At 46.6% G+C, this 21822-nt stretch carries 8 protein-coding genes; 2 read left to right on the top strand and 6 right to left on the bottom strand.

The genetic code is table 11. The features are described from left to right. Positions 1-65: 65 nt before the first annotated feature. From ACFOWS_RS18430 to ACFOWS_RS18445, 4 genes are all read right to left on the bottom strand, one after another. Positions 66-7670, bottom strand: a complete 7605-nt coding sequence (locus ACFOWS_RS18430; RefSeq protein ID WP_379767905.1) for a hypothetical protein — start codon at positions 7668-7670, stop codon at positions 66-68. 508 nt (positions 7671-8178) lie between these two features. Then, positions 8179-10125 carry an OmpA family protein gene (locus tag ACFOWS_RS18435; RefSeq protein ID WP_379767908.1) on the bottom strand — a complete coding sequence of 649 codons (1947 nt, stop codon included), beginning with the start codon at positions 10123-10125 and terminating at the stop codon, positions 8179-8181. Between the two features lie 11 nt (positions 10126-10136). Beyond that, a complete protein-coding gene (locus ACFOWS_RS18440) occupies positions 10137-11087 on the bottom strand; it encodes a PorP/SprF family type IX secretion system membrane protein (protein ID WP_366588085.1) in 951 nt (316 codons plus the stop codon). A 14-nt stretch (positions 11088-11101) separates the two neighbouring features. Beyond that, positions 11102-14542 carry a T9SS type B sorting domain-containing protein gene (locus ACFOWS_RS18445; protein WP_379767911.1) on the bottom strand — a complete coding sequence of 1147 codons (3441 nt, stop codon included), beginning with the start codon at positions 14540-14542 and terminating at the stop codon, positions 11102-11104. A gap of 398 nt (positions 14543-14940) precedes the next feature. On the opposite strand from ACFOWS_RS18445, the gene ACFOWS_RS18450 reads away from it, so the two are divergent. Both ACFOWS_RS18450 and ACFOWS_RS18455 read left to right on the top strand, forming a co-directional pair. Beyond that, complete coding sequence (locus tag ACFOWS_RS18450) at positions 14941-16530, top strand: peptide chain release factor 3 (protein ID WP_366585223.1); 1590 nt, start codon at positions 14941-14943, stop codon at positions 16528-16530. 151 nt (positions 16531-16681) lie between these two features. Further along, positions 16682-17113 carry a hypothetical protein gene (locus ACFOWS_RS18455; RefSeq protein ID WP_379767915.1) on the top strand — a complete coding sequence of 144 codons (432 nt, stop codon included), beginning with the start codon at positions 16682-16684 and terminating at the stop codon, positions 17111-17113. Between the two features lie 40 nt (positions 17114-17153). Here ACFOWS_RS18455 and ACFOWS_RS18460 read toward each other — a convergent pair whose 3' ends face one another. Together ACFOWS_RS18460 and rpoC are read right to left on the bottom strand one after the other, a co-directional pair. Continuing rightward, on the bottom strand, positions 17154-17465 hold the full coding sequence (locus tag ACFOWS_RS18460; protein WP_379767918.1) for a DUF3467 domain-containing protein: 312 nt from the start codon (positions 17463-17465) through the stop codon (positions 17154-17156). Positions 17466-17518: 53 nt separating this feature from the next. Further along, entirely contained in the window at positions 17519-21817 is a 4299-nt protein-coding gene (rpoC, locus tag ACFOWS_RS18465; RefSeq protein ID WP_379767921.1) for a DNA-directed RNA polymerase subunit beta', read from the bottom strand. Positions 21818-21822 lie beyond the last annotated feature (5 nt).

The raw sequence follows: 21822 nt of genomic DNA on the forward strand, positions 1-21822 counted from the left end.
CAATCCAATGAATAAAGACTTATGTAGGTTATTTGAGTTCAAATCGATTAGTCTTTATATCATTTTTACTTTACAACAAACACCACATTGATCAAAGCATTGTAATCTGCCGGTTGTCCAATAATATCATAGGTTAATTCACCATTGGCGTCAATACTCATGTTCGCAAAAACCGTAGGATCAGCGTAGGTAATATAATAATACAGGTCAGTAGCCGCATACGTTGGTATAGCCGCAGGTGCACCCGCACTTGCAACGGCCGGAGTACCATACTGAGCAACATATTGAGCGTATAAATCCACGGTTCGTCCAGTTCCATTTGTGGAAGCATCTATAGCTATTGATGGTGGATAAAATATTCGTGCTGCTTTGGAAGTAATCGGTGCTATATCTTGAATTACATCTTCCACTGTAGCTTCTGTATTACCATCACCATCTACATCAACAGGACTGTCTGAGTTAACTTCGGATGCATCTTGATTGTCTGTGTTAATTCCACTAATATCAATAGTATTTCCTTCTGAAATGGTTAAATCATTACCAGAAAGGCTCAATGTCTGGTCATCGGTATCGGTATCTATGGAACTGATGTCAATGGTGTTCCCACCACTTATCGATAGGTCGGAACCGCTCAATGAGAGGGTCTGACCATCAGTGTTGTCAAGATATGGGGTCAAATCGACAGTGCCGCCGTCCTCAAGGGTCAATATGTTGCCCGCCGCCAAGCTGAGGGCCTGATCGTCGGTGTTGTCAAGGTAGCCGCTCAAATCAACGTTGTTCCCGTCCTCTATCGAAAGGCTGTTGCCCGACAGGGTCAACGTCTGGTCATCCGAACCGCTGTTGTCCAATGCCGATAGGTCAACAGAGTTACCATCCGCTATTGAGAGTGTATTTCCCGAAAGGGTCAATGTCTGGTCATCGGTATCCGTATCTATGGAACTGATGTCAATGGTGTTACCACCACTTATCGATAGATCGGAACCGCTCAATGAGAGGGTCTGACCATCAGTGTTATCAAGGTAGCCGCTCAAATCAACGTTGTTCCCGTCCTCTATCGAAAGGCTGTTGCCAGAGAGGGTCAGTGTCTGGTCGTCCGAACCGCTGTTGTCCAAGGCCGATAGGTCAACAGAGTTACCGTCCGCTATCGAGAGTGTATTTCCCGAAAGGGTCAATGTCTGGTCATCGGTATCCGTATCTATGGAACTGATGTCAATGGTGTTACCACCGCTTATCGATAGGTCGGAACCACTCAATGAGAGTGTCTGACCATCAGTGTTGTCAAGATATGGGGTCAAATCGACAGTACCGCCGTCCTCAAGGGTCAATATGTTGCCCGCCGCCAAGCTGAGGGCCTGATCGTCGGTGTTGTCAAGGTAGCCGCTCAAATCAACGTTGTTCCCGTCCTCTATCGAAAGGCTGTTGCCAGAGAGGGTCAGTGTCTGGTCGTCCGAACCGCTGTTGTCCAGTGTCGATAGGTCGACAGAGTTACCGTCCGCTATTGAGAGTGTATTTCCCGAAAGGGTCAATGTCTGGTCATCGGTATCGGTATCTATGGAACTGATGTCAATGGTGTTACCACCGCTTATCGATAGGTCGGAACCACTCAATGAGAGTGTCTGACCATCAGTGTTGTCAAGATATGGGGTCAAATCGACAGTACCGCCGTCCTCAAGGGTCAATATGTTGCCCGCCGCCAAGCTGAGGGCCTGATCGTCGGTGTTGTCAAGGTAGCCGCTCAAATCCACGTTGTTCCCGTCCTCTATCGAAAGGCTGTTGCCAGAGAGGGTCAACGTCTGGTCGTCCGAACCGCTGTTGTCCAGTGCCGACAGGTCAACCGTCTGCGTGCCGCCGTCCTCAAGGGTCAGCGTCAATATGTTCGTGGCATTGTCAAGGCTGAAGGCCGTGATCGCCTGATCGTCCGTGTTGTCCAGGTATGGGGTCAAATCGACAGTGCCGCCGTCCTCCAAGGTCAATATGTTGCCAGCGGCCAAACTAAGGGCCTGGTCATCGGTGTTGTCAAGGTAGCCGCTCAAATCAACGTTGTTCCCGTCCTCTATCGAAAGGCTGTTGCCCGACAGGGTGAGCGTCTGGTCGTCCGAACCACTGTTGTCCAGTGCCGACAGGTCAACCGTCTGCGTGCCGCCGTCCTCAAGGGTCAGCGTCAACACGTTCGTGGCATTGTCAAGGCTGAAGGCCGTGATCGCCTGGTCGTCCGTGTTGTCCAGGTATGGGGTCAGGTCGACAGTGCCGCCGTCCTCCAAGGTCAATATGTTGCCGGCCGCCAAGCTGAGGGCCTGGTCATCGGTTCCAGCCGCTGCAAGCACAGTGCTGAAGTCAACGGTCTGGGTCCCGCCGTCCTCAAGGGTCAGTGTCAATATGTTCGTGGCGTTGTCAAGGCTGAAGGCCGTGATCGCCTGGTCGTCGGTATTGTCAAGATATCCGCTCAGGTCAACGTTGTTCCCGTCCTCTATCGAAAGGCTGTTGCCCGATAGGGTCAGTGTCTGGTCGTCCGAACCACTGTTGTCCAGTGCCGACAGGTCGACCGTCTGTGTGCCGCCGTCCTCAAGGGTCAGCGTCAACACGTTCGTGGCGTTGTCAAGGCTGAAGGCCGTGATCGCCTGGTCGTCCGTATTGTCCAAGTATGGGGTCAGGTCGACAGTGCCGCCGTCCTCCAAGGTCAATATGTTGCCAGCGGCCAAACTGAGGGCCTGGTCGTCGGTGTTGTCCAGATAAGCGCTCAGATCAACGTTGTTGCCGTCCTCTATCGAAAGGCTGTTGCCCGACAGGGTGAGCGTCTGGTCATCCGAACCGCTGTTGTCCAATGCCGATAGGTCGACAGAGTTACCGTCCGCTATCGAGAGTGTATTTCCCGAAAGGGTCAATGTCTGGTCATCGGTATCCGTATCTATGGAACTGATGTCAATGGTGTTACCACCGCTTATCGATAGGTCGGAACCGCTCAATGAGAGGGTCTGACCATCAGTGTTATCAAGGTAACCACTCAGGTCCACGTTGTTCCCGTCCTCTATCGAAAGGCTGTTGCCCGATAGGGTCAACGTCTGGTCGTCCGAACCACTGTTGTCCAGTGCCGACAGGTCCACCGTCTGGGTGCCGCCGTCCTCAAGGGTCAGCGTCAATATGTTCGTGGCATTGTCAAGGCTGAAGGCCGTGATCGCCTGGTCGTCCGTGTTGTCCAGGTATGGGGTCAAATCGACAGTGCCGCCGTCCTCCAAGGTCAATATGTTGCCAGCGGCCAAACTAAGTGCCTGGTCATCGGTGTTGTCAAGGTAGCCGCTCAAATCAACGTTGTTGCCGTCCTCTATCGAAAGGCTGTTGCCCGAGAGGGTGAGCGTCTGGTCGTCCGAACCGCTGTTGTCCAGTGCCGACAGGTCAACCGTCTGCGTGCCGCCGTCCTCCAAGGTCAGTGTCAATATGTTCGTGGCATTGTCAAGGCTGAAGGCCGTGATTGCCTGGTCATCCGTATTGTCCAAGTATGGGGTCAGGTCGACCGTGCCACCGTCCTCCAAGGTCAATATGTTGCCCGCGGCCAAGCTGAGGGCCTGGTCATCCGTGTTGTCCAGGTATGGGGTCAGATTGACAGTGCCGCCGTCCTCCAGGGTCAATATGTTGCCAGCGGCCAAACTAAGGGCCTGGTCATCGGTGTTGTCAAGGTAGCCGCTCAGGTCAACGTTGTTCCCATCCTCTATCGAAAGGCTGTTGCCCGACAGGGTGAGCGTCTGGTCATCGGTTCCAGCCGCTGCAAGCACGGTGCTGAAGTCCACTGTCTGGGTGCCGCCGTCCTCAAGGGTCAGCGTCAATACGTTCGTGGCGTTGTCAAGGCTGAAGGCCGTGATCGCCTGATCATCCGTGTTGTCAAGGTATGGGGTCAGGTCGACAGTGCCGCCGTCCTCCAGGGTCAATATGTTGCCAGCGGCCAAGCTGAGGGCCTGGTCATCGGTTCCAGCCGCTGCAAGCACCGTGCTGAAGTCCACGGTCTGGGTGCCGCCGTCCTCCAAGGTCAGCGTCAATACGTTCGTGGCATTGTCAAGGCTGAAGGCCGTGATAGCCTGGTCATCGGTGTTGTCAAGGTAGCCGCTCAAATCAACGTTGTTCCCGTCCTCTATCGAAAGGCTGTTGCCCGACAGGGTCAGTGTCTGGTCGTCCGAACCGCTGTTGTCCAGTGCCGACAGGTCAACCGTCTGCGTGCCGCCGTCCTCCAAGGTCAGCGTCAGTATGTTCGTGGCATTGTCAAGGCTGAAGGCCGTGATAGCCTGGTCGTCCGTGTTGTCCAGGTATGGGGTCAGGTCGACAGTGCCGCCGTCCTCAAGGGTCAATATGTTGCCCACCGCCAAGCTGAGGGCCTGGTCGTCGGTGTTGTCAAGGTAGCCGCTCAAATCAACGTTGTTCCCGTCCTCTATCGAAAGGCTGTTGCCCGACAAAGTCAGTGTCTGATCGTCCGAACCACTGTTGTCCAGTGCCGATAGGTCGACAGAGTTACCGTCCGCTATCGAGAGTGTATTTCCTGAAAGGGTCAAAGTCTGGTCATCTGTATCAACCGTATGGGTCAAATCAGTGATTTGGCTTTCCGTAATCCTGAGGTTTGCCTCATTAATGTCAATATCAACCTCATCGTTGCCTGCATCATTGGATATCACAACTATGTTCGATCCAGCATTTATATTCTTGAACTCAAGGTTTGCTCCGGTCTTCCTTGCAAACAAACCAACTCCTCCAGCTCCAACATTAGATGCGGTATTTGTCTGCCCAGACGTTGCCGCAAAGGCATCCACGTCCGCCTTTAGCTCATCAATAGCAGCTTGGGTGTTCGTGGAACTCAAACCAGATGTAGTATTGTCATAGTTTACCTCCAACGCAGTTTGATCGTCAGTTCCGCTGTTGTCCAGTGCGGATAGGTCGACCGTCTGCGTGCCGCCGTCCTCAAGGGTCAGCGTCAATATGTTCGTGGCATTGTCAAGGCTGAAGGCCGTGATCGCCTGGTCGTCCGTGTTGTCCAGGTATGGGGTCAAATCGACAGTGCCGCCGTCCTCCAAGGTCAATATGTTGCCAGCGGCCAAACTAAGGGCCTGGTCGTCGGTGTTGTCCAGGTAACCACTCAGGTCCACGTTGTTTCCGTCCTCTATCGAAAGGCTGTTGCCCGACAGGGCCAGTGTCTGGTCGTCCGAACCACTGTTGTCCAGTGCCGATAGGTCAACCGTCTGCGTGCCGCCGTCCTCCAAGGTCAGTGTCAATATGTTCGTGGCGTTGTCAAGGCTGAAGGCCGTGATCGCCTGGTCGTCCGTATTGTCCAGGTATGGGGTCAGGTCGACAGTGCCGCCGTCCTCCAAGGTCAATATGTTGCCAGCGGCCAAGCTGAGGGCCTGGTCGTCGGTATTGTCAAGGTAGCCGCTCAAATCAACGTTGTTCCCGTCCTCTATCGAAAGGCTGTTGCCCAACAGGGTCAGTGTCTGGTCATCGGTTCCAGCCGCTGCAAGCACAGTGCTGAAATCAACGGTCTGGGTGCCGCCGTCCTCCAAGGTCAGCGTCAGTATGTTCGTGGCATTGTCAAGGCTGAAGGCCGTGATCGCCTGGTCATCCGTGTTGTCCAGATATGGGGTCAAATCGACAGTGCCGCCGTCCTCCAAGGTCAATATGTTGCCAGCGGCCAAGCTGAGGGCCTGGTCATCGGTGTTGTCAAGGTAGCCGCTCAGGTCAACGTTGTTCCCATCCTCTATCGAAAGGCTGTTGCCCGACAGGGCCAGTGTCTGGTCATCGGTTCCAGCCGCTGCAAGCACCGTGCTGAAGTCCACCGTCTGCGTGCCGCCGTCCTCAAGGGTCAGCGTCAACACGTTCGTGGCGTTGTCAAGGCTGAAGGCCGTGATAGCCTGGTCGTCCGTGTTGTCCAGATATGGGGTCAGATCGACAGTGCCGCCGTCCTCCAAGGTCAATATGTTGCCCGCCGCCAAGCTGAGAGCCTGGTCATCGGTGTTGTCAAGGTAGCCGCTCAAATCAACGTTGTTTCCGTCCTCTATCGAAAGGCTGTTGCCAGAGAGGGTCAACGTCTGGTCGTCCGAACCACTGTTGTCCAGTGCCGACAGGTCAACCGTCTGCGTGCCGCCGTCCTCAAGGGTCAGTGTCAATACGTTCGTGGCATTGTCCAAACTGAAGGCCGTGATCGCCTGGTCGTCCGTGTTGTCCAGATATGGGGTCAGGTCGACAGTGCCTCCGTCCTCCAAGGTCAATATGTTGCCAGCGGCCAAGCTGAGGGTCTGGTCATCGGTGTTGTCAAGGTAGCCGCTCAAATCAACGTTGTTGCCATCTTCGATGGAAAGGCTGTTGCCCGAGAGGGTCAGTGTCTGGTCGTCCGAACCACTGTTGTCCAGTGCCGACAGGTCCACCGTCTGCGTGCCGCCGTCCTCCAAGGTCAGTGTCAATATGTTCGTGGCATTGTCAAGGCTGAAGGCCGTGATCGCCTGGTCGTCCGTGTTGTCCAAGTATGGGGTCAGGTCGACAGTGCCACCGTCCTCCAAGGTCAATATGTTACCGGCCGCCAAGCTGAGGGCCTGGTCATCGGTTCCGGCCGCTGCAAGCACCGTGCTGAAGTCCACCGTCTGCGTGCCGCCGTCCTCCAAGGTCAGTGTCAATATGTTCGTGGCATTGTCAAGGCTGAAGGCCGTGATCGCCTGGTCATCCGTATTGTCCAAGTATGGGGTCAGGTCGACAGTACCGCCGTCCTCCAAGGTCAATATGTTACCGGCCGCCAAGCTGAGGGCCTGGTCATCGGTTCCAGCCGCTGCAAGCACCGTGCTGAAGTCAACGGTCTGGGTGCCGCCGTCCTCAAGGGTCAGTGTCAATACGTTCGTGGCATTGTCAAGGCTGAAGGCCGTGATCGCCTGGTCGTCCGTATTGTCCAGATATGGGGTCAGGTCGACAGTGCCGCCGTCCTCAAGGGTCAATATGTTGCCGGCCGCCAAGCTGAGGGCCTGGTCGTCGGTTCCGGCCGCTGCAAGCACAGTGCTGAAGTCCACTGTCTGGGTGCCGCCGTCCTCAAGGGTCAGCGTCAGTATGTTCGTGGCGTTGTCAAGGCTGAAGGCCGTGATCGCCTGGTCGTCCGTATTGTCCAGATATGGGGTCAGGTCGACCGTGCCACCGTCCTCCAAGGTTAATATGTTGCCGGCCGCCAAGCTGAGGGCTTGGTCGTCTGTATCAATAAGCGCAGCAATATCCGCTAATGCTACCGCATACGTATTTGTATCTGAGTCTGTTATTACAAGATTAGTATTTGTTCCATCAATCCCAAAAGATGTAATTGTAGTATTTGTGTCCGCAAGAGTGTCACTTAAACTGCTTAGATCAACATTTACACTGCCTCCATTCTCTAAGGTCAAGGTTAATGTATTTGTTGCCCCATCAAAATTAAATCCTGTTAATTGTTGATTGTCAGAAGATGTAAGTTCCCAGGAATCTCCATCCCAAAAGTAAATTGTACCTGTATTCGTATTGACATAGATATCTCCCGTATCAACGCCATTTGGGGTAACGGCTCCTGGACTGGAAACGGCCGTTCCTTTTAAGACTTCGCAATTGCACTGGTCTTGAAGGGTAACCGTGGTTTGAGAAAAGGCAATTCCTGTTGAGAGAAGTAGGATAAGGGCTATTATGCTCTTTTTCATGGGGTTAATTGTTTGTTGAGGATCGTATTTGTTATGCTTTTTAATTCCAAATAGCTTAGTTTTTATGCGATATTTTCCTCTAATGCACACTTCGTATTCTATTACACGTTACAAAATTACCTTTACTTATAGGGGTAAGAAATATTTGTTGTGTATGCCCAAAATCATACTGTATAGCATCCATATTCTGAGGTGATGACCCAAAATATTTATGTTATTTTTAAGACCATTGGTCGATGAAATCACTATTATCAATGGTTAACGGAATGCCTATTGCCCGAAAAAGACTACACCTTATTCTAGAAATATGATATGCAATTGAAAACAGGTCTCCTTAGGAAAACTTTTTTATAGATTGTAATGGAAAAGGTCTGGGTTAAATCAATATCCAAAAACAAAACACAGAAAATCCTTGTTTTTAGGTCATGGAATTGTATAAAAAGAATATGAATAAAGGACACAGTAGTTCATGTATCCTTCCAAGTTGTTCATGATGATGCATGAAACATCACTCAAATATGATAAACTCAGATCTACGGTTTAATTGATGTTCCTCTTCGGTGCAACGCACTCCATTGAAACATTCATTTACCAATCTTGTTTCTCCAAAGCCTTCTCCTTGAAGTCTGTCTGAAGAAATTCCTTTGGAAATCATATAGTTAACTGTGGATTCTGCCCGCATTTGAGATAACCAAAGGTTGTAGGCATCGTTGCCGCGGCTATCTGTATGCGAGTTTACCTTTATTTTTAAGCTGGGATATTTTTCCATTGCCACGATAACCTTTTGAATCTCGATTTCAGCATCGGGGCGAATGTTGTACTTGTTCAAATCGAAATAAATGGTACTTAATTGAAGTAATTTTGCTAAATCGTCCCCAAATCCACCGGTAATTACATCTCTTTCTAAGTAGAAATCTATAATTCGTGGCTTCCCATAGGATTTGTTAAGGTACTCTTCTGCTGGAACATAACCATCACGGGATGCCCTCACAAAATTGCCTTTGGAGCAATCCAACTGAAGTGTATAGTTCCCTTGAGAATCTGTAATTGTGGAAGAAATCTCCTTATTTTCCTCATCGATAACCTTCACAGTGGCCCCTGGTAAAACTTCATTGGATATGCGATCCCTTACCGTACCAGTCACCTCTTGGATGCAGTCCAATACCAAAGGTTCATTCTCCACAAATTTGTAAATATCATCTTCTCCCATGCCTCCTTCCCTATTGGAAGAGAAATAGCCTGTCTTTTCTTCTGGGTCAAAAATATAGGAAAAATCATCCAAGGGACTGTTTATAGGCCTTCCTACATTAACCACGGGTTGTGTATAATCATCAAATGCTATTTTAGTAGCAAAAACGTCCAAGCCTCCCAAGCCTTGATGGCCATCGGAAGAAAAATATAGCACCCCATCTTTTGTGATGGACGGAAACGTTTCACGCGCAATGGTATTAATGTTTCCGCCTAGGTTGATAATGGGACCGTAGGTTCCATCACCAATGATTTCGGTCATAAAAATATCAGACTCGCCATAACTTCCCGGCATGTCAGAAACAAAATACAGTCTCTTTTCATCTGGGCTCAAAACCGGATGTGCCACAGAATACGAATCATTGTTGAATGGTAACTCAATCACATTAGTCCACTCCCCATTGATATTTTCCGCACTATAAATCTTCAAACGAATAATTCCATTGGCATCTTTGTACTTCTTCCCGTCCAAGAAATTGTTCCGGGTAAAATACATGGTGGTTCCATCTTTGGTGACCACGGAAGTGGATTCATGCAATCTGGTGTTCACATCACCTTGCAGCTTTACGACTCGATCATTTGAAACGCTATCTGCATTGACTTTATAGAGATCCAAAAAATCTTTTGAGTTCCAGGTATGACGATATCGGGCTAAATTACCGGTATCTCTATCTGAAGCAAAAATGAGCCCTTTCTCATAATATGATGCGGCAAAATCGGAATACCTACTGTTGTATTTAAAAGGTTCTACGGTATATCGACCTGAATTGGCCTCAATCTTATCCAGATAATCCTCATCAAATTCTCCCTCAGTCTCTGTAATCTCCCTGAATTTTTCCATCATTCGGGTAGCCTCATCATAATTGCCCAAGGTTTTTAAGCTCTGGGCATATCTGAAGATATAATCTGGACTTATCTTATCTGGATACTCTTCTTGGAGTCTTTTATAGATGTTGGCTGCTTCTTCATATTGGGCATTGAAATAATAGGAATTTCCCAGACGTTTTAACAAATCTGAGGAGACATAGCCTTTGTCCAAAACCTTTTTATAAATATCGATGGCCGGTCTAAAAGAATATTCCTCATATCGCTCATCGGCTTTTGCCTTAACCCTAGCCTGCTGCCGATCTGGAATACTGTCTTGAGCCAGAATATGTGACACGCTACCTGAAAAAACTATAAGAAATATGAGTATTCTTCTTAACATTCTATATTATATTAAAAGAATCTGGGTGATACTGTTCTTTGAAATGATTTTAATAACTCCAGCCTTAGAAATATCTCAAAGGAACCGTCATTGAATTGGGTGCCGCCCAGTTCAGTGGTCTCTCTGTCATACGCCAATCCCAACATAATTTGATCGGTTATCTGGAATCCTGCCAAGGCACTTACCGCTGCATCCCACCTATACGCTGCACCAAAACTGAATCTGTCCGCAAACAAAAAGTTAGCTGATAAATCAACTTGCAATGGTGCACCACCCACAGCCTTTGTTAGTAAGGCCGGTTTAAATTTTAAATCAGCTCCTATATCAAAAACATACCCTGTAATTAAGTATAGGTTGATTTGCTGTGCCGACAGGAAGTTTACGGAGTTGGCGTCTCCCCCACTATTGTCAAAATATTCGGTTTCCAAAATATTTGGCGCCGAAACCCCTGCATAAAACCGGTCTGTATGGTAATAGAGTCCCAATCCAAAATTAGGATTAAACTGATTATCGATATTGTCTTGTTGTACGACTTCTTGATCAAAATTTCGCAGTCCGTTAAAGTCCAGACTTATCATGTTTCCTCCCATTTTTAATCCAAAAGAAAGCTTTGCTTCCCTAGCAAATTCAATGGTATAGGAAACCACAGCATCCAAATAGGTCTGTTGCACCACTCCATCACCAATATTATCGTTTACGATGGATACGCCATATCCCAATCTGCTGTTCCGTATGGGGGAATGGAGGTTAAGGGTAAAAGTTTCTGGAGCTCCATCCAAACCAACCCATTGTGACCTATACAGTCCAGCAAAGCTCAATTGACCTCTAGAACCAGCGTAAGCGGGGTTAACACTCAAGGTGTTGAACATGTATTGGGTATACTGCGCATCTTGCTGGGCCACCAGCCCCTGAAATACAAATCCTATAAATAAAATTGGAATTAAAATGTGCTTTTTAATCATCCTACATCAATGTATTACCTGCTTATATATATGTATTCGGAGTCTGTAAACCTGCCTCTATCCGTAACGTATTCAAAAATATAAAAATATACCCCTGCTGGTAGGTAATTGTTGTTCCCCACAGCAGATTTTGTCCTTGACCGACCATCAAATACATTATTGATATTATTGTAGTCTTTTCCTTCATAAACCGCGGTGCCCCATCGGTTAAAAATTTTGAGGGTACTGGATTTAATTCTGTCCGTTCCTCGAATGAATAGGAAATCGTTCTTTAAATCTCCGTTTGGTGTCACCAATTGGTTCACTAAAATGTTTTCTATTGAAACTGTTACGGTGGCCGTATCACAATTCTCTGGATTGGCAGCCTCACAGATTGTGTATTCAATAGTATAGGTCCCCTCTTCCAATCCGGGCGTTATAACAACACTTCCATCTTGTTCTATGCGGAGCTCACCTGTTGGCGTTGACGTCAAAATCACATCAATGGCATCAACAATCTCTTCGTTTAGCGTATCATTTCCCAAAACATTGCTATCTGGAATTGGTCCTCCAAAACTGTCTGAAGTATACCCATCATCCATGGCATCGATAACATTATCCATTCCCAATTCTACAACTACTGTTACCGTTGCCGTATCGCAATTGTCCACATCGGTAATATCGCATATCGTGTAATCCACGGTGTAGGTACCCTCTGGTGTGCCTGGTGTTACGCTAACGCTTCCATCATCATTGACCATTAATTCATCCGTTGCTGTGGAGCTGAGAAGAACATCCTCCAACGTGACTGATTCTCCATTCAGGGTATCATTTGACAAGACATTGCTGTCTGCAATTACACCACCCACTGAGCCATCAGCCGTATAGGAATCATCTACGGCATCAATGTCATCGCTCATTCCGGGGCCGACCTCAACAGTGACAGTTGCCGTATCGCAATTGTCCACGTCGGTAATATCGCATATCGTGTAATCCACGGTGTAGGTACCCTCTGGTGTGCCTGGGGTCACGCTAACGCTTCCATCATCATTGACCGTTAATTCATCCGTTGATGTGGAGTTGAGAAGAACGTCTTCCAATGTGATTGATTCTCCATTCAAGGTATCATTTGACAAGACATTGCCGTCCGCAATCACACCACCCACTGAACCATCAGCCATGTAGGAATCATCAACTGCGTCAATGACATTGCCCATACCTGATTCTACTTCAACCGTTACCGTGGCCGTATCGCAATTGGATGGATTCGCGGCTTCGCAAATGGTATATTCTATGGTATAAGTTCCATCAGACGTACCTGGGGCAACACTTATGGTCCCATCGGAGTTGATGGTCAATTCGTCAGTGGCCGTTGATGAAAGAATCGCATCCTCCAAGGCAATGGGACCTCCATTCAAGGTATCGTTGGACAGTACATTGCTGTCCACAATCACACCGCCCACTGAGCTATCAGCTGTGTAGGAATCATCTACGGCATCAATTGTATTTGCTCCTACTTCAATGGTAACTGTAGCCGAGGCACAAACCGCTGGATTTGGAACCACGTTACACACCTCATAAACAATGGTGACCGAGGAATTGGACTCTTCCAAAGTCGGTGTATAGGTCATTAAACCTGTTTCGGCGTCAAAAGAGACTGTTCCGACAGCATTTCCCCCTATTCTTGAAAGGCTTGTTATTCCCAAATTGTTCTCGTCGCTATTCGGCAAAAAGTCATCATTCTCTAAAATGTTTATTGCCACTTCAGTCAATGCTGGTGTTGCCCCAGAATCATCCACTGCTGTTGCAGCCAAAGGATTTGGGTCTGTTCCATTTGGGTTCCCATCATCGTCACAATCCAACAACTCCCAATCTTCGGACGGGGTCAAGGTTATGCTGTCTGGATTATAGTCGCATGGATCCAACGGGTCGGTCCCATCCTCCTTTTCATCACCATTGGTTACACCATCGCCATCGCAGTCCTCTCCGTTCCACGTGGATGAAGGGTCTACGGTTTGGCTGCTCAATACAAAGTCACATGAATCGTTAGGGTCCGTGCCATCCTCTATCTCGTCCTCATTGGTGACACCGTCGCCATCGCAATCCGCTTCCAGGTAATCACCGCTCTGTGGCAAGGTTATGCTGTCTGGATTATAGTCGCATGGATCCAACGGGTCGGTCCCGTCCTCTTTTTCATCACCATTGGTTACACCATCGCCATCACAGTCCTCTCCGTTCCAAGTGGATGAAGGGTCTACGGTCTGGCTGTTCAGCAAAAAGTCGCATGAATCGTTAGGGTCCGTACCATCCTCTATCTCATCCTCGTTGGTGACCCCGTCGCCATCGCAATCCGCTTCAAGGTAATCGCCGCTCTGTGGCAAGGTTATGCTGTCTGGATTATAGTCACATGGATCCAACGGGTCGGTGCCGTCCTCTTTTTCATCACCATTGGTTACACCATCGCCATCGCAGTCCTCTCCGTTCCAAGTGGATGAAGGGTCCACCGTTTGGCTACCAAGCAAAAAGTCGCATGAATCGTTAGGGTCCGTACCATCCTCTATCTCATCCTCGTTGGTGACCCCGTCGCCATCGCAATCCGCTTCAAGATAATCACCGTTCTGTGGCAAGGTTATGCTGTCTGGATTATAGTCACATGGATCCAACGGGTCGGTCCCGTCTTCTTTTTCATCCTCATTAGTGACCCCATCTCCATCGCAATCATCTTTTTTCCAAGCTTCCGATGGGGTGCAATCTTGATGATCCAATATAAAATCACATGGGTCCAAAGGGTCGGTCCCATCCTCTTTTTCCTTTCCATTGGTCACTCCATCACCATCGCAATCATCTTTTTTCCATTTATATGAAGGGGTACAATCTTGATGCGCCAATATAAAATCACATGGGTCCAAAGGGTCTGTACCATCCTCTTTTTCCTTGCCGTTGGTCACACCATCGCCATCGCAATCATCTTTTTTCCATTTATATGAAGGGGTACAATCTTGATGCGCCAATATAAAATCACATGGGTCCAAAGGGTCGGTCCCATCCTCTTTTTCCTTTCCATTGGTCACTCCATCACCATCACAATCATCTTTTTTCCAAGCTTCAGATGGGGTACAATCTTGATGGGCCAAAATAAAACTACAAGCGTCATGAGGATCCGTTCCATCCGCATCCTCCTTTCCATCGGTTACCCCATCACCGTCTGAATCTTTGGAGGCTTCTAAACCAAAGCCCAGTTTGAAATCAAACGAACGGTCCATATTGAAGACACCAATGTCCAATGCATTGCCATCAATTGTATGCGAAATACCATCATCCGGCACATCCGCTCCATGAACTCTTCCGTCGCTATAAGCTTCCCGGTCCGGGGATACTTTGAAGGAGGTAACCAGCCCTAAAATAAGTAGAAGGGCCATATGTGAAATATAGCGACTTGCTTTGCTGCTAAGTCCCACAAAAGTAAAATTCTCCATAAATGAAAAGTTTTGGTCAACTATTCACCATGGCTAGTAGTTCTCGTAAGTGTAAGAAAATTGGGGCTTTTCTTATAAAATGGTGTCCAATTACGCTATAAGACACCTTTCAAACAATGTAGTCACATAATTAATGCTTTTAAGGGTAATCGCCTATTTTAATCGACAAAAAGCGCATTACTCGTTATTAGTTACCACATACATTGTATTGCTTGGTTCAATGGAAAATAACATCACGTAATTGTCCAAAAACCTAAACGAGGCGAAAATTAGTTTACTTTTTTGTTTCGCACAGGATGATAACCCTATTTTTTTCCAATGATATCAACAATTCCCATTCTATTAACAAATCGATGTCAAAAGTTAGAATTACCCTATTTTTGCCGAAATTTTTGTTGATGGATTTTGAAAGGGAAATAGCGAGAAGAAGGACTTTCGGCATTATCTCACACCCAGATGCCGGTAAAACCACCTTGACCGAGAAGCTTTTATTGTTTGGAGGGGCCATTCAGGAAGCGGGCGCCGTAAAGAGTAACAAAATAAAAAAATCGGCCACAAGTGACTTTATGGAGATTGAGCGCCAACGGGGCATCTCGGTTGCTACTTCCGTTCTGGCCTTTATCTATAAGGACAAGAAAATCAATATTCTAGATACTCCCGGGCACAAAGATTTTGCTGAAGACACTTTTAGAACACTTACCGCCGTAGACAGTGTCATTGTGGTTATTGACGTGGCCAAAGGTGTGGAGGAGCAGACGGAAAAATTAGTGGAAGTCTGCCGAATGCGAAACATTCCCATGATAGTGTTCATCAACAAATTGGACCGCGAGGGAAAGGATGCATTTGACCTTTTGGACGAGGTTGAGCAAAAATTAGGGTTAACCGTGACCCCATTGAGTTTTCCGATAGGTATGGGCTATGATTTTAAAGGAATCTACAATATCTATGAAAAAAATATCAACCTATTTAGTGGAAACAGCAAAAAGAACATTGAAGAAACCATCGCCTTTGACAATATAGATAGTCCAGAACTTGAAAAAATCATCGGGACCAATGCCGCCGAAAACCTTCGGGACAATCTAGAACTGGTTCACGGTGTTTATCCTGATTTCGATAAGGAAGCCTATCTGAAAGGTGAACTACAACCGGTATTCTTTGGTTCAGCATTGAACAATTTTGGGGTACGGGAGCTTTTGGACTGTTTTGTAGAAATTGCCCCTCCCCCAAGATCTAAAATGTCCGAAGAGCGTTTGGTCAAGGCCAATGAGAAGGATTTTTCAGGGTTTGTATTCAAGATTCACGCCAACATGGACCCCAAGCACCGTGATCGGTTGGCCTTTATAAAAGTGGTATCAGGTACGTTTGAACGAAACACCCCCTATTTGCATGTTCGGCAGGACAAAAAATTAAAATTTTCAAGTCCAAATGCCTTTTTTGCTGAAAAGAAAGAGATTGTGGATATTTCCTATCCCGGTGATATTGTTGGGCTTCATGATACTGGAAATTTTAAGATTGGTGATACCCTAACCAGTGGTGAAGTACTCCATTATAAAGGCATACCCAGTTTTTCTCCTGAACATTTTCGGTATATCAACAATGCAGACCCCATGAAAGCCAAGCAATTGTACAAAGGAATTGACCAATTGATGGATGAAGGGGTGGCTCAGCTTTTTACGTTGGAATTGAATGGTAGAAAAATCATCGGAACTGTGGGAGCATTACAATATGAAGTCATACAGTACCGACTGGAGCATGAATACGGCGCAAAATGTACCTATGAAAATTTCCCGGTGCATAAAGCGTGTTGGGTAGACCCAGACGACAAGAATAATGAAGAATTCAAAGAGTTTGTACGGGTTAAGCAGAAGTTTTTAGCCAAAGATAAAAGAGGCCAGTTGGTCTTTTTGGCCGATTCCCCATTTTCCCTACAAATGACCCAACAAAAATATCCTTCGGTGAAACTTCATTTCACATCGGAGTTCGAGTAGGGTTTCTACCAAAAGTGCCAAAGAAATAAGGTTTCATTTGGTAAAAATCAAGTGGGTCAAAATGTATAGTTTATTGAGATATAGACATTTACCTGATTCGTGATAGCTTTTTTTGTATTTTGTAGTTCATAACCAATAAAAACGAACGATTATGACAACTACAGTCAAACCTCCCGTTTGGTTCTGGATTATGAGCGTTATTGCGCTTCTATGGAACTTAATGGGCGTATTCAACTATTTGAACCAAGCCTTTAATCAGATAGCGATTTTAGAAAGCTTAGACCAAGCACAACGTGAGGCTTTTGAAGGTATCCCAGCATGGGCCACAGCTGCTTTTGCCATTGCAGTTTTTGCCGGGTTGGCGGGTTCCATTGGACTTCTACTTCGCAAAAAATGGGCAAGACCACTTTTTGTCATTTCTTTGATAGCGGCAGTGGCACAGTTTATCCATTGGCTTTTTATTTCAAATGCTGTGGAAGCTTTTGGACCATCCACCTACACCATGCCCATTATTGTGGTGATTATAGGCCTTTACCTGATTTTCTTTTCAAAGCAGGGTATTCAGAAAGGTTGGTTGAAATAAACACTAAAAAAAGGCCCTGATTAAAAATCAGGGCCTTTTTTTATGCTTCTCCCGTAGGTCCAAAATTTAAAGGAATGGGAGGTTGTTCATAATCTTGAATGGGCCCATGCGCCTGTTCAAAACGAGCTACATTGTCACTCAACGCTTTCAAAAACTTTTTGGCATGCTGCGGTGTCAAAACAATTCTACTCTTCACCTTTGCTTTGGGAGCTCCTGGCATCATACTAATAAAATCAACCACAAACTCAGATGCGGAGTGATTAATAATCGCCAAATTGGAATAGATGCCCTCTGCGGTCTTCTCATCCAATTCTATATTGATTTGCTTTTGCTTTTGGTCTTTTTCAGCCATATTTAATCTTAAAAAAAGAAAACCCTGACGGTGAGGCCAGGGTTTTGTTCATATTAGAATTTGAATTCCTCTTTCCGGGCCATGATCTCATCGTACTCCTCTTTGGAGCCAACAATGATGCTATCATAATCCCTCATACCTGTACCGGCAGGAATCTTATGTCCAACAATTACGTTTTCCTTCAATCCTTCCAAAGTATCCACTTTACCGCTTACCGCAGCTTCGTTCAGTACTTTGGTAGTCTCTTGGAACGATGCAGCCGAGATAAACGATTTGGTCTGCAACGACGCTCTTGTAATACCCTGTAGGATTGGTGTAGCCGTAGCTGCAACCGCATCCCTAGCAGTAACCAAGGTCTTGTCCTCTCTTCTAAGAATAGAGTTTTCATCCCTCAATTCTCGGGCCGTTATGATTTGGCCTGGCTTCAATCTTTCAGAATCCCCGGCATCCTCGACAACTTTTTTACCATAGATCTCATCATTCTCATTGATAAAATCGTCTTTGTGCACCAACTGGTTTTCCAAGAAGGTAGTATCTCCGGAATCTTCGATCTTTACCTTACGCATCATTTGGCGTACCACAACCTCAAAGTGTTTATCATTGATCTTCACACCTTGTAAGCGATATACCTCCTGAACCTCGTTCACCAAGTATTGCTGAACTGCAGATGGTCCTTTAATGGCCAAAATATCCTCTGGCGTAATGGAGCCATCAGACAATGGCATACCGGCACGAACGTAGTCATTCTCCTGAACCAAAATCTGGTTAGATAGTTTCACCAAGTATTTCTTCACCTCACCCGTTTTGGATTCGATGATGATTTCTCGGTTACCACGCTTGATCTTACCAAAGGAAACCACACCATCAATCTCAGAAACAACCGCTGGGTTGGATGGGTTACGAGCCTCGAACAACTCGGTCACCCTTGGAAGACCACCTGTAATATCCCCTGCTTTTGCAGACTTACGTGGAATCTTCACCAAGATTTTACCTTCTTTGATTTTCTCACCATCATCCACCATTATGTGGGAACCAACAGGCAAGTTGTACGAACGCAAGGTCTCTCCTTTGCCATCCTTAATCAATAAGGTTGGTATCAGTTTTTTGTTCCTTGATTCAGAAATTACCTTTTCTTGGAAACCGGTTTGTTCATCGATTTCAACCTGATAGGTAACCCCTTGTTCAATATTCTCATAGGCAATCTGGCCTGGGAACTCAGAAACGATAACACCGTTGTAAGGATCCCATTGGCAAACCAAGGTTCCTTTGGTAATTTTTTCGCCATCCTTCACAAACAATTGCGAACCGTAAGGAATGTTATTGGTACTCAAGGTAATGCCTGTTTTGGCATCCACTATCTTGATTTCAGATGTTCTAGAGATTACTATATTGGTTTTTGCACCTTCACTGTTCTCTCCTTCAACAACACGTAAATCCTCAATTTCAGCGATACCATCAAACTTGGACTCCAATTTGTTGTCCTCGGAAATGTTACCTGCAATACCACCCACGTGGAAGGTACGCAACGTCAACTGGGTACCGGGCTCACCAATGGATTGTGCCGCAACAACACCAACAGCTTCCCCTCGTTGCACCATTTTATTGGTCGCCAAGTTTCTACCGTAGCATTTTGCACAGATTCCTTGAGGTGCCTCACAAGTCAAGGCAGAACGTACTTCAATCTTTTCAATTGGAGCAGCTTCAACGCGTTTTACATCAGCCTCAGAGATTTCCTGACCTGCTTTAAGCACCAATTCCTCTGTCAACGGATTGTATACATCATGCAAGGAAACCCTACCTAGGATTCTTTCCCCTAGCGACTCAACGATTTCCTCATTCTTCTTCAATGGCTCTACTTCAATGCCTCGAAGTGTTCCACAATCCTCGATATTGATAATCACATCTTGGGAAACATCTACCAAACGACGGGTCAAGTATCCAGCATCCGCAGTTTTCAAAGCGGTATCCGCAAGACCTTTACGCGCACCGTGGGTAGAGATAAAGTATTCCAAAATCGATAGACCTTCCTTAAAGTTGGAAAGAATCGGGTTTTCAATAATTTCTCCACCACCAGCTGTTGATTTTTTCGGCTTGGCCATCAAACCACGCATACCGGTCAACTGACGAATCTGCTCTTTGGAACCCCTTGCACCAGAATCCAACATCATATATACAGAGTTGAATCCTTGTTTGTCCTCACGAATTCGCTTCATCGCCAATTCGGTCAACATGGCGTTAGTGGAAGTCCAAACATCAATAACCTGGTTATATCGCTCGTTATTGGTGATAAGACCCATGTTATAGTTCATCATGATACCATCAACCTGCTCATTGGCATCATTGATCATATCTTGTTTTTCCGCTGGAATGATGATATCTCCCAAACTGAAGGACAACCCTCCTTTGAAGGCGAAATCATAACCCATGGACTTTATCTTATCCAAGAAATCAGCCGTGGTAGGAACATCAGTAACGGCAAGAATATCCCCGATAATGTTTCGAAGTGCTTTCTTGTTCAATACCTGGTTGATGAATCCTGCTTGTTCTGGCACAACGGTGTTGAACAATACACGACCAACTGTGGTCTCAATAATTTGATTGACCAATTCACCAGCTTCATTGAAGTCCTTGGTTCTTACCTTAATGCCAGCGTTCAACGCCACTTTCTTCTCATTAAAGGCAATCTCCACTTCCTCAGAAGAATAGAAGGTCAATCCTTCACCCAATACGGGTTCTTCTTTGGTAGACTTCTTCTCTTTGGTCATATAATACAATCCCAAAACCATATCCTGGGAAGGCACGGTAATCGGAGAACCGTTGGCTGGGTTAAGGATGTTCTGTGAAGCCAACATCAACAACTGTGCTTCCAAAATAGCCTCTGGCCCCAATGGCAAGTGAACTGCCATCTGGTCCCCATCAAAATCCGCGTTAAATGCGGTACATGCCAATGGGTGCAAACGAATCGCCTTACCTTCGATCAGTTTAGGCTGGAACGCTTGAATACCCAATCGGTGCAATGTGGGGGCCCGGTTCAACAATACAGGGTGTCCTTTAAGGACGTTTTCAAGGATATCCCAAACTACAGGCTCCTTTTTGTCGATAATCTTTTTGGCAGATTTTACCGTCTTTACAATACCTCTTTCAATCAACTTACGGATGATGAAAGGCTTGTACAACTCGGCTGCCATATCTTTTGGAAGACCACATTCGTACAATTTCATTTCCGGTCCAACAACGATTACGGAACGAGCGGAGTAATCCACACGTTTTCCCAACAAGTTTTGACGGAAACGACCTTGTTTCCCTTTCAAGGAATCAGAGAGGGATTTCAATGGTCTGTTCGATTCTGTCTTAACCGCAGAGGCTTTTCTGGTGTTATCGAAAAGGGAATCCACCGCTTCCTGAAGCATACGTTTTTCGTTCCTCAAGATCACCTCTGGTGCCTTGATTTCCATCAAACGCTTCAAACGGTTATTACGGATGATTACTCTACGATACAAGTCGTTCAAATCCGAAGTGGCGAAACGACCACCATCCAATGGCACCAAAGGACGCAATTCTGGTGGAATAACCGGAATCACCTTCATGATCATCCACTCAGGGTTGTTCTCACGATTGTCTTGCGACTCACGCAAAGCTTCCACAACCTGAAGACGCTTCAACGCTTCGGTCTTACGTTGCTTTGAAGTCTCTGTGTTGGCTTTGTGACGAAGTTCGTATGACAATTGCTCCAAATCGATTCGGGACAATAGGTCGATCAAACATTCGGCACCCATTTTGGCGATGAACTTATTGGGGTCGGTATCCTCCAAATATTGGTTTTCGGAAGGAAGCGACTCCAAAATGTTCAAATATTCCTCTTCGGTCAAGAAATCCAGCTTTTGAATTTCTTCTCCTTCTGGACCTTTGGCATTACCCGGCTGGATGACCACATACCTTTCGTAGTAAATGATCATATCCAACTTTTTGGAAGGCAGTCCCAAAAGGTATCCTATTTTGTTTGGCAACGAACGGAAGTACCAGATGTGCGCTACAGGAACCACCAAATTAATGTGTCCCACACGGTCTCTACGTACTTTTTTCTCCGTTACTTCAACACCACAACGGTCACAAACAATACCGCGATAACGGATACGCTTATACTTTCCGCAAGCACATTCGTAATCCTTTACAGGACCGAAGATACGCTCGCAGAACAATCCATCACGCTCTGGTTTGTGCGTTCTATAGTTAATAGTTTCAGGCTTCAATACCTCGCCACGGGACTCGGCCAAGATTGACTCTGGAGAGGCCAATCCTATGGAAATTTTATTGAACCTTTTTGGTGCGTTATTATCTTTTATTCTAGCCATAACAA

It is taken from the genome of Flagellimonas marina (assembly GCF_042651185.1).
In the GTDB taxonomy this organism is placed as follows: domain Bacteria; phylum Bacteroidota; class Bacteroidia; order Flavobacteriales; family Flavobacteriaceae; genus Flagellimonas; species Flagellimonas marina.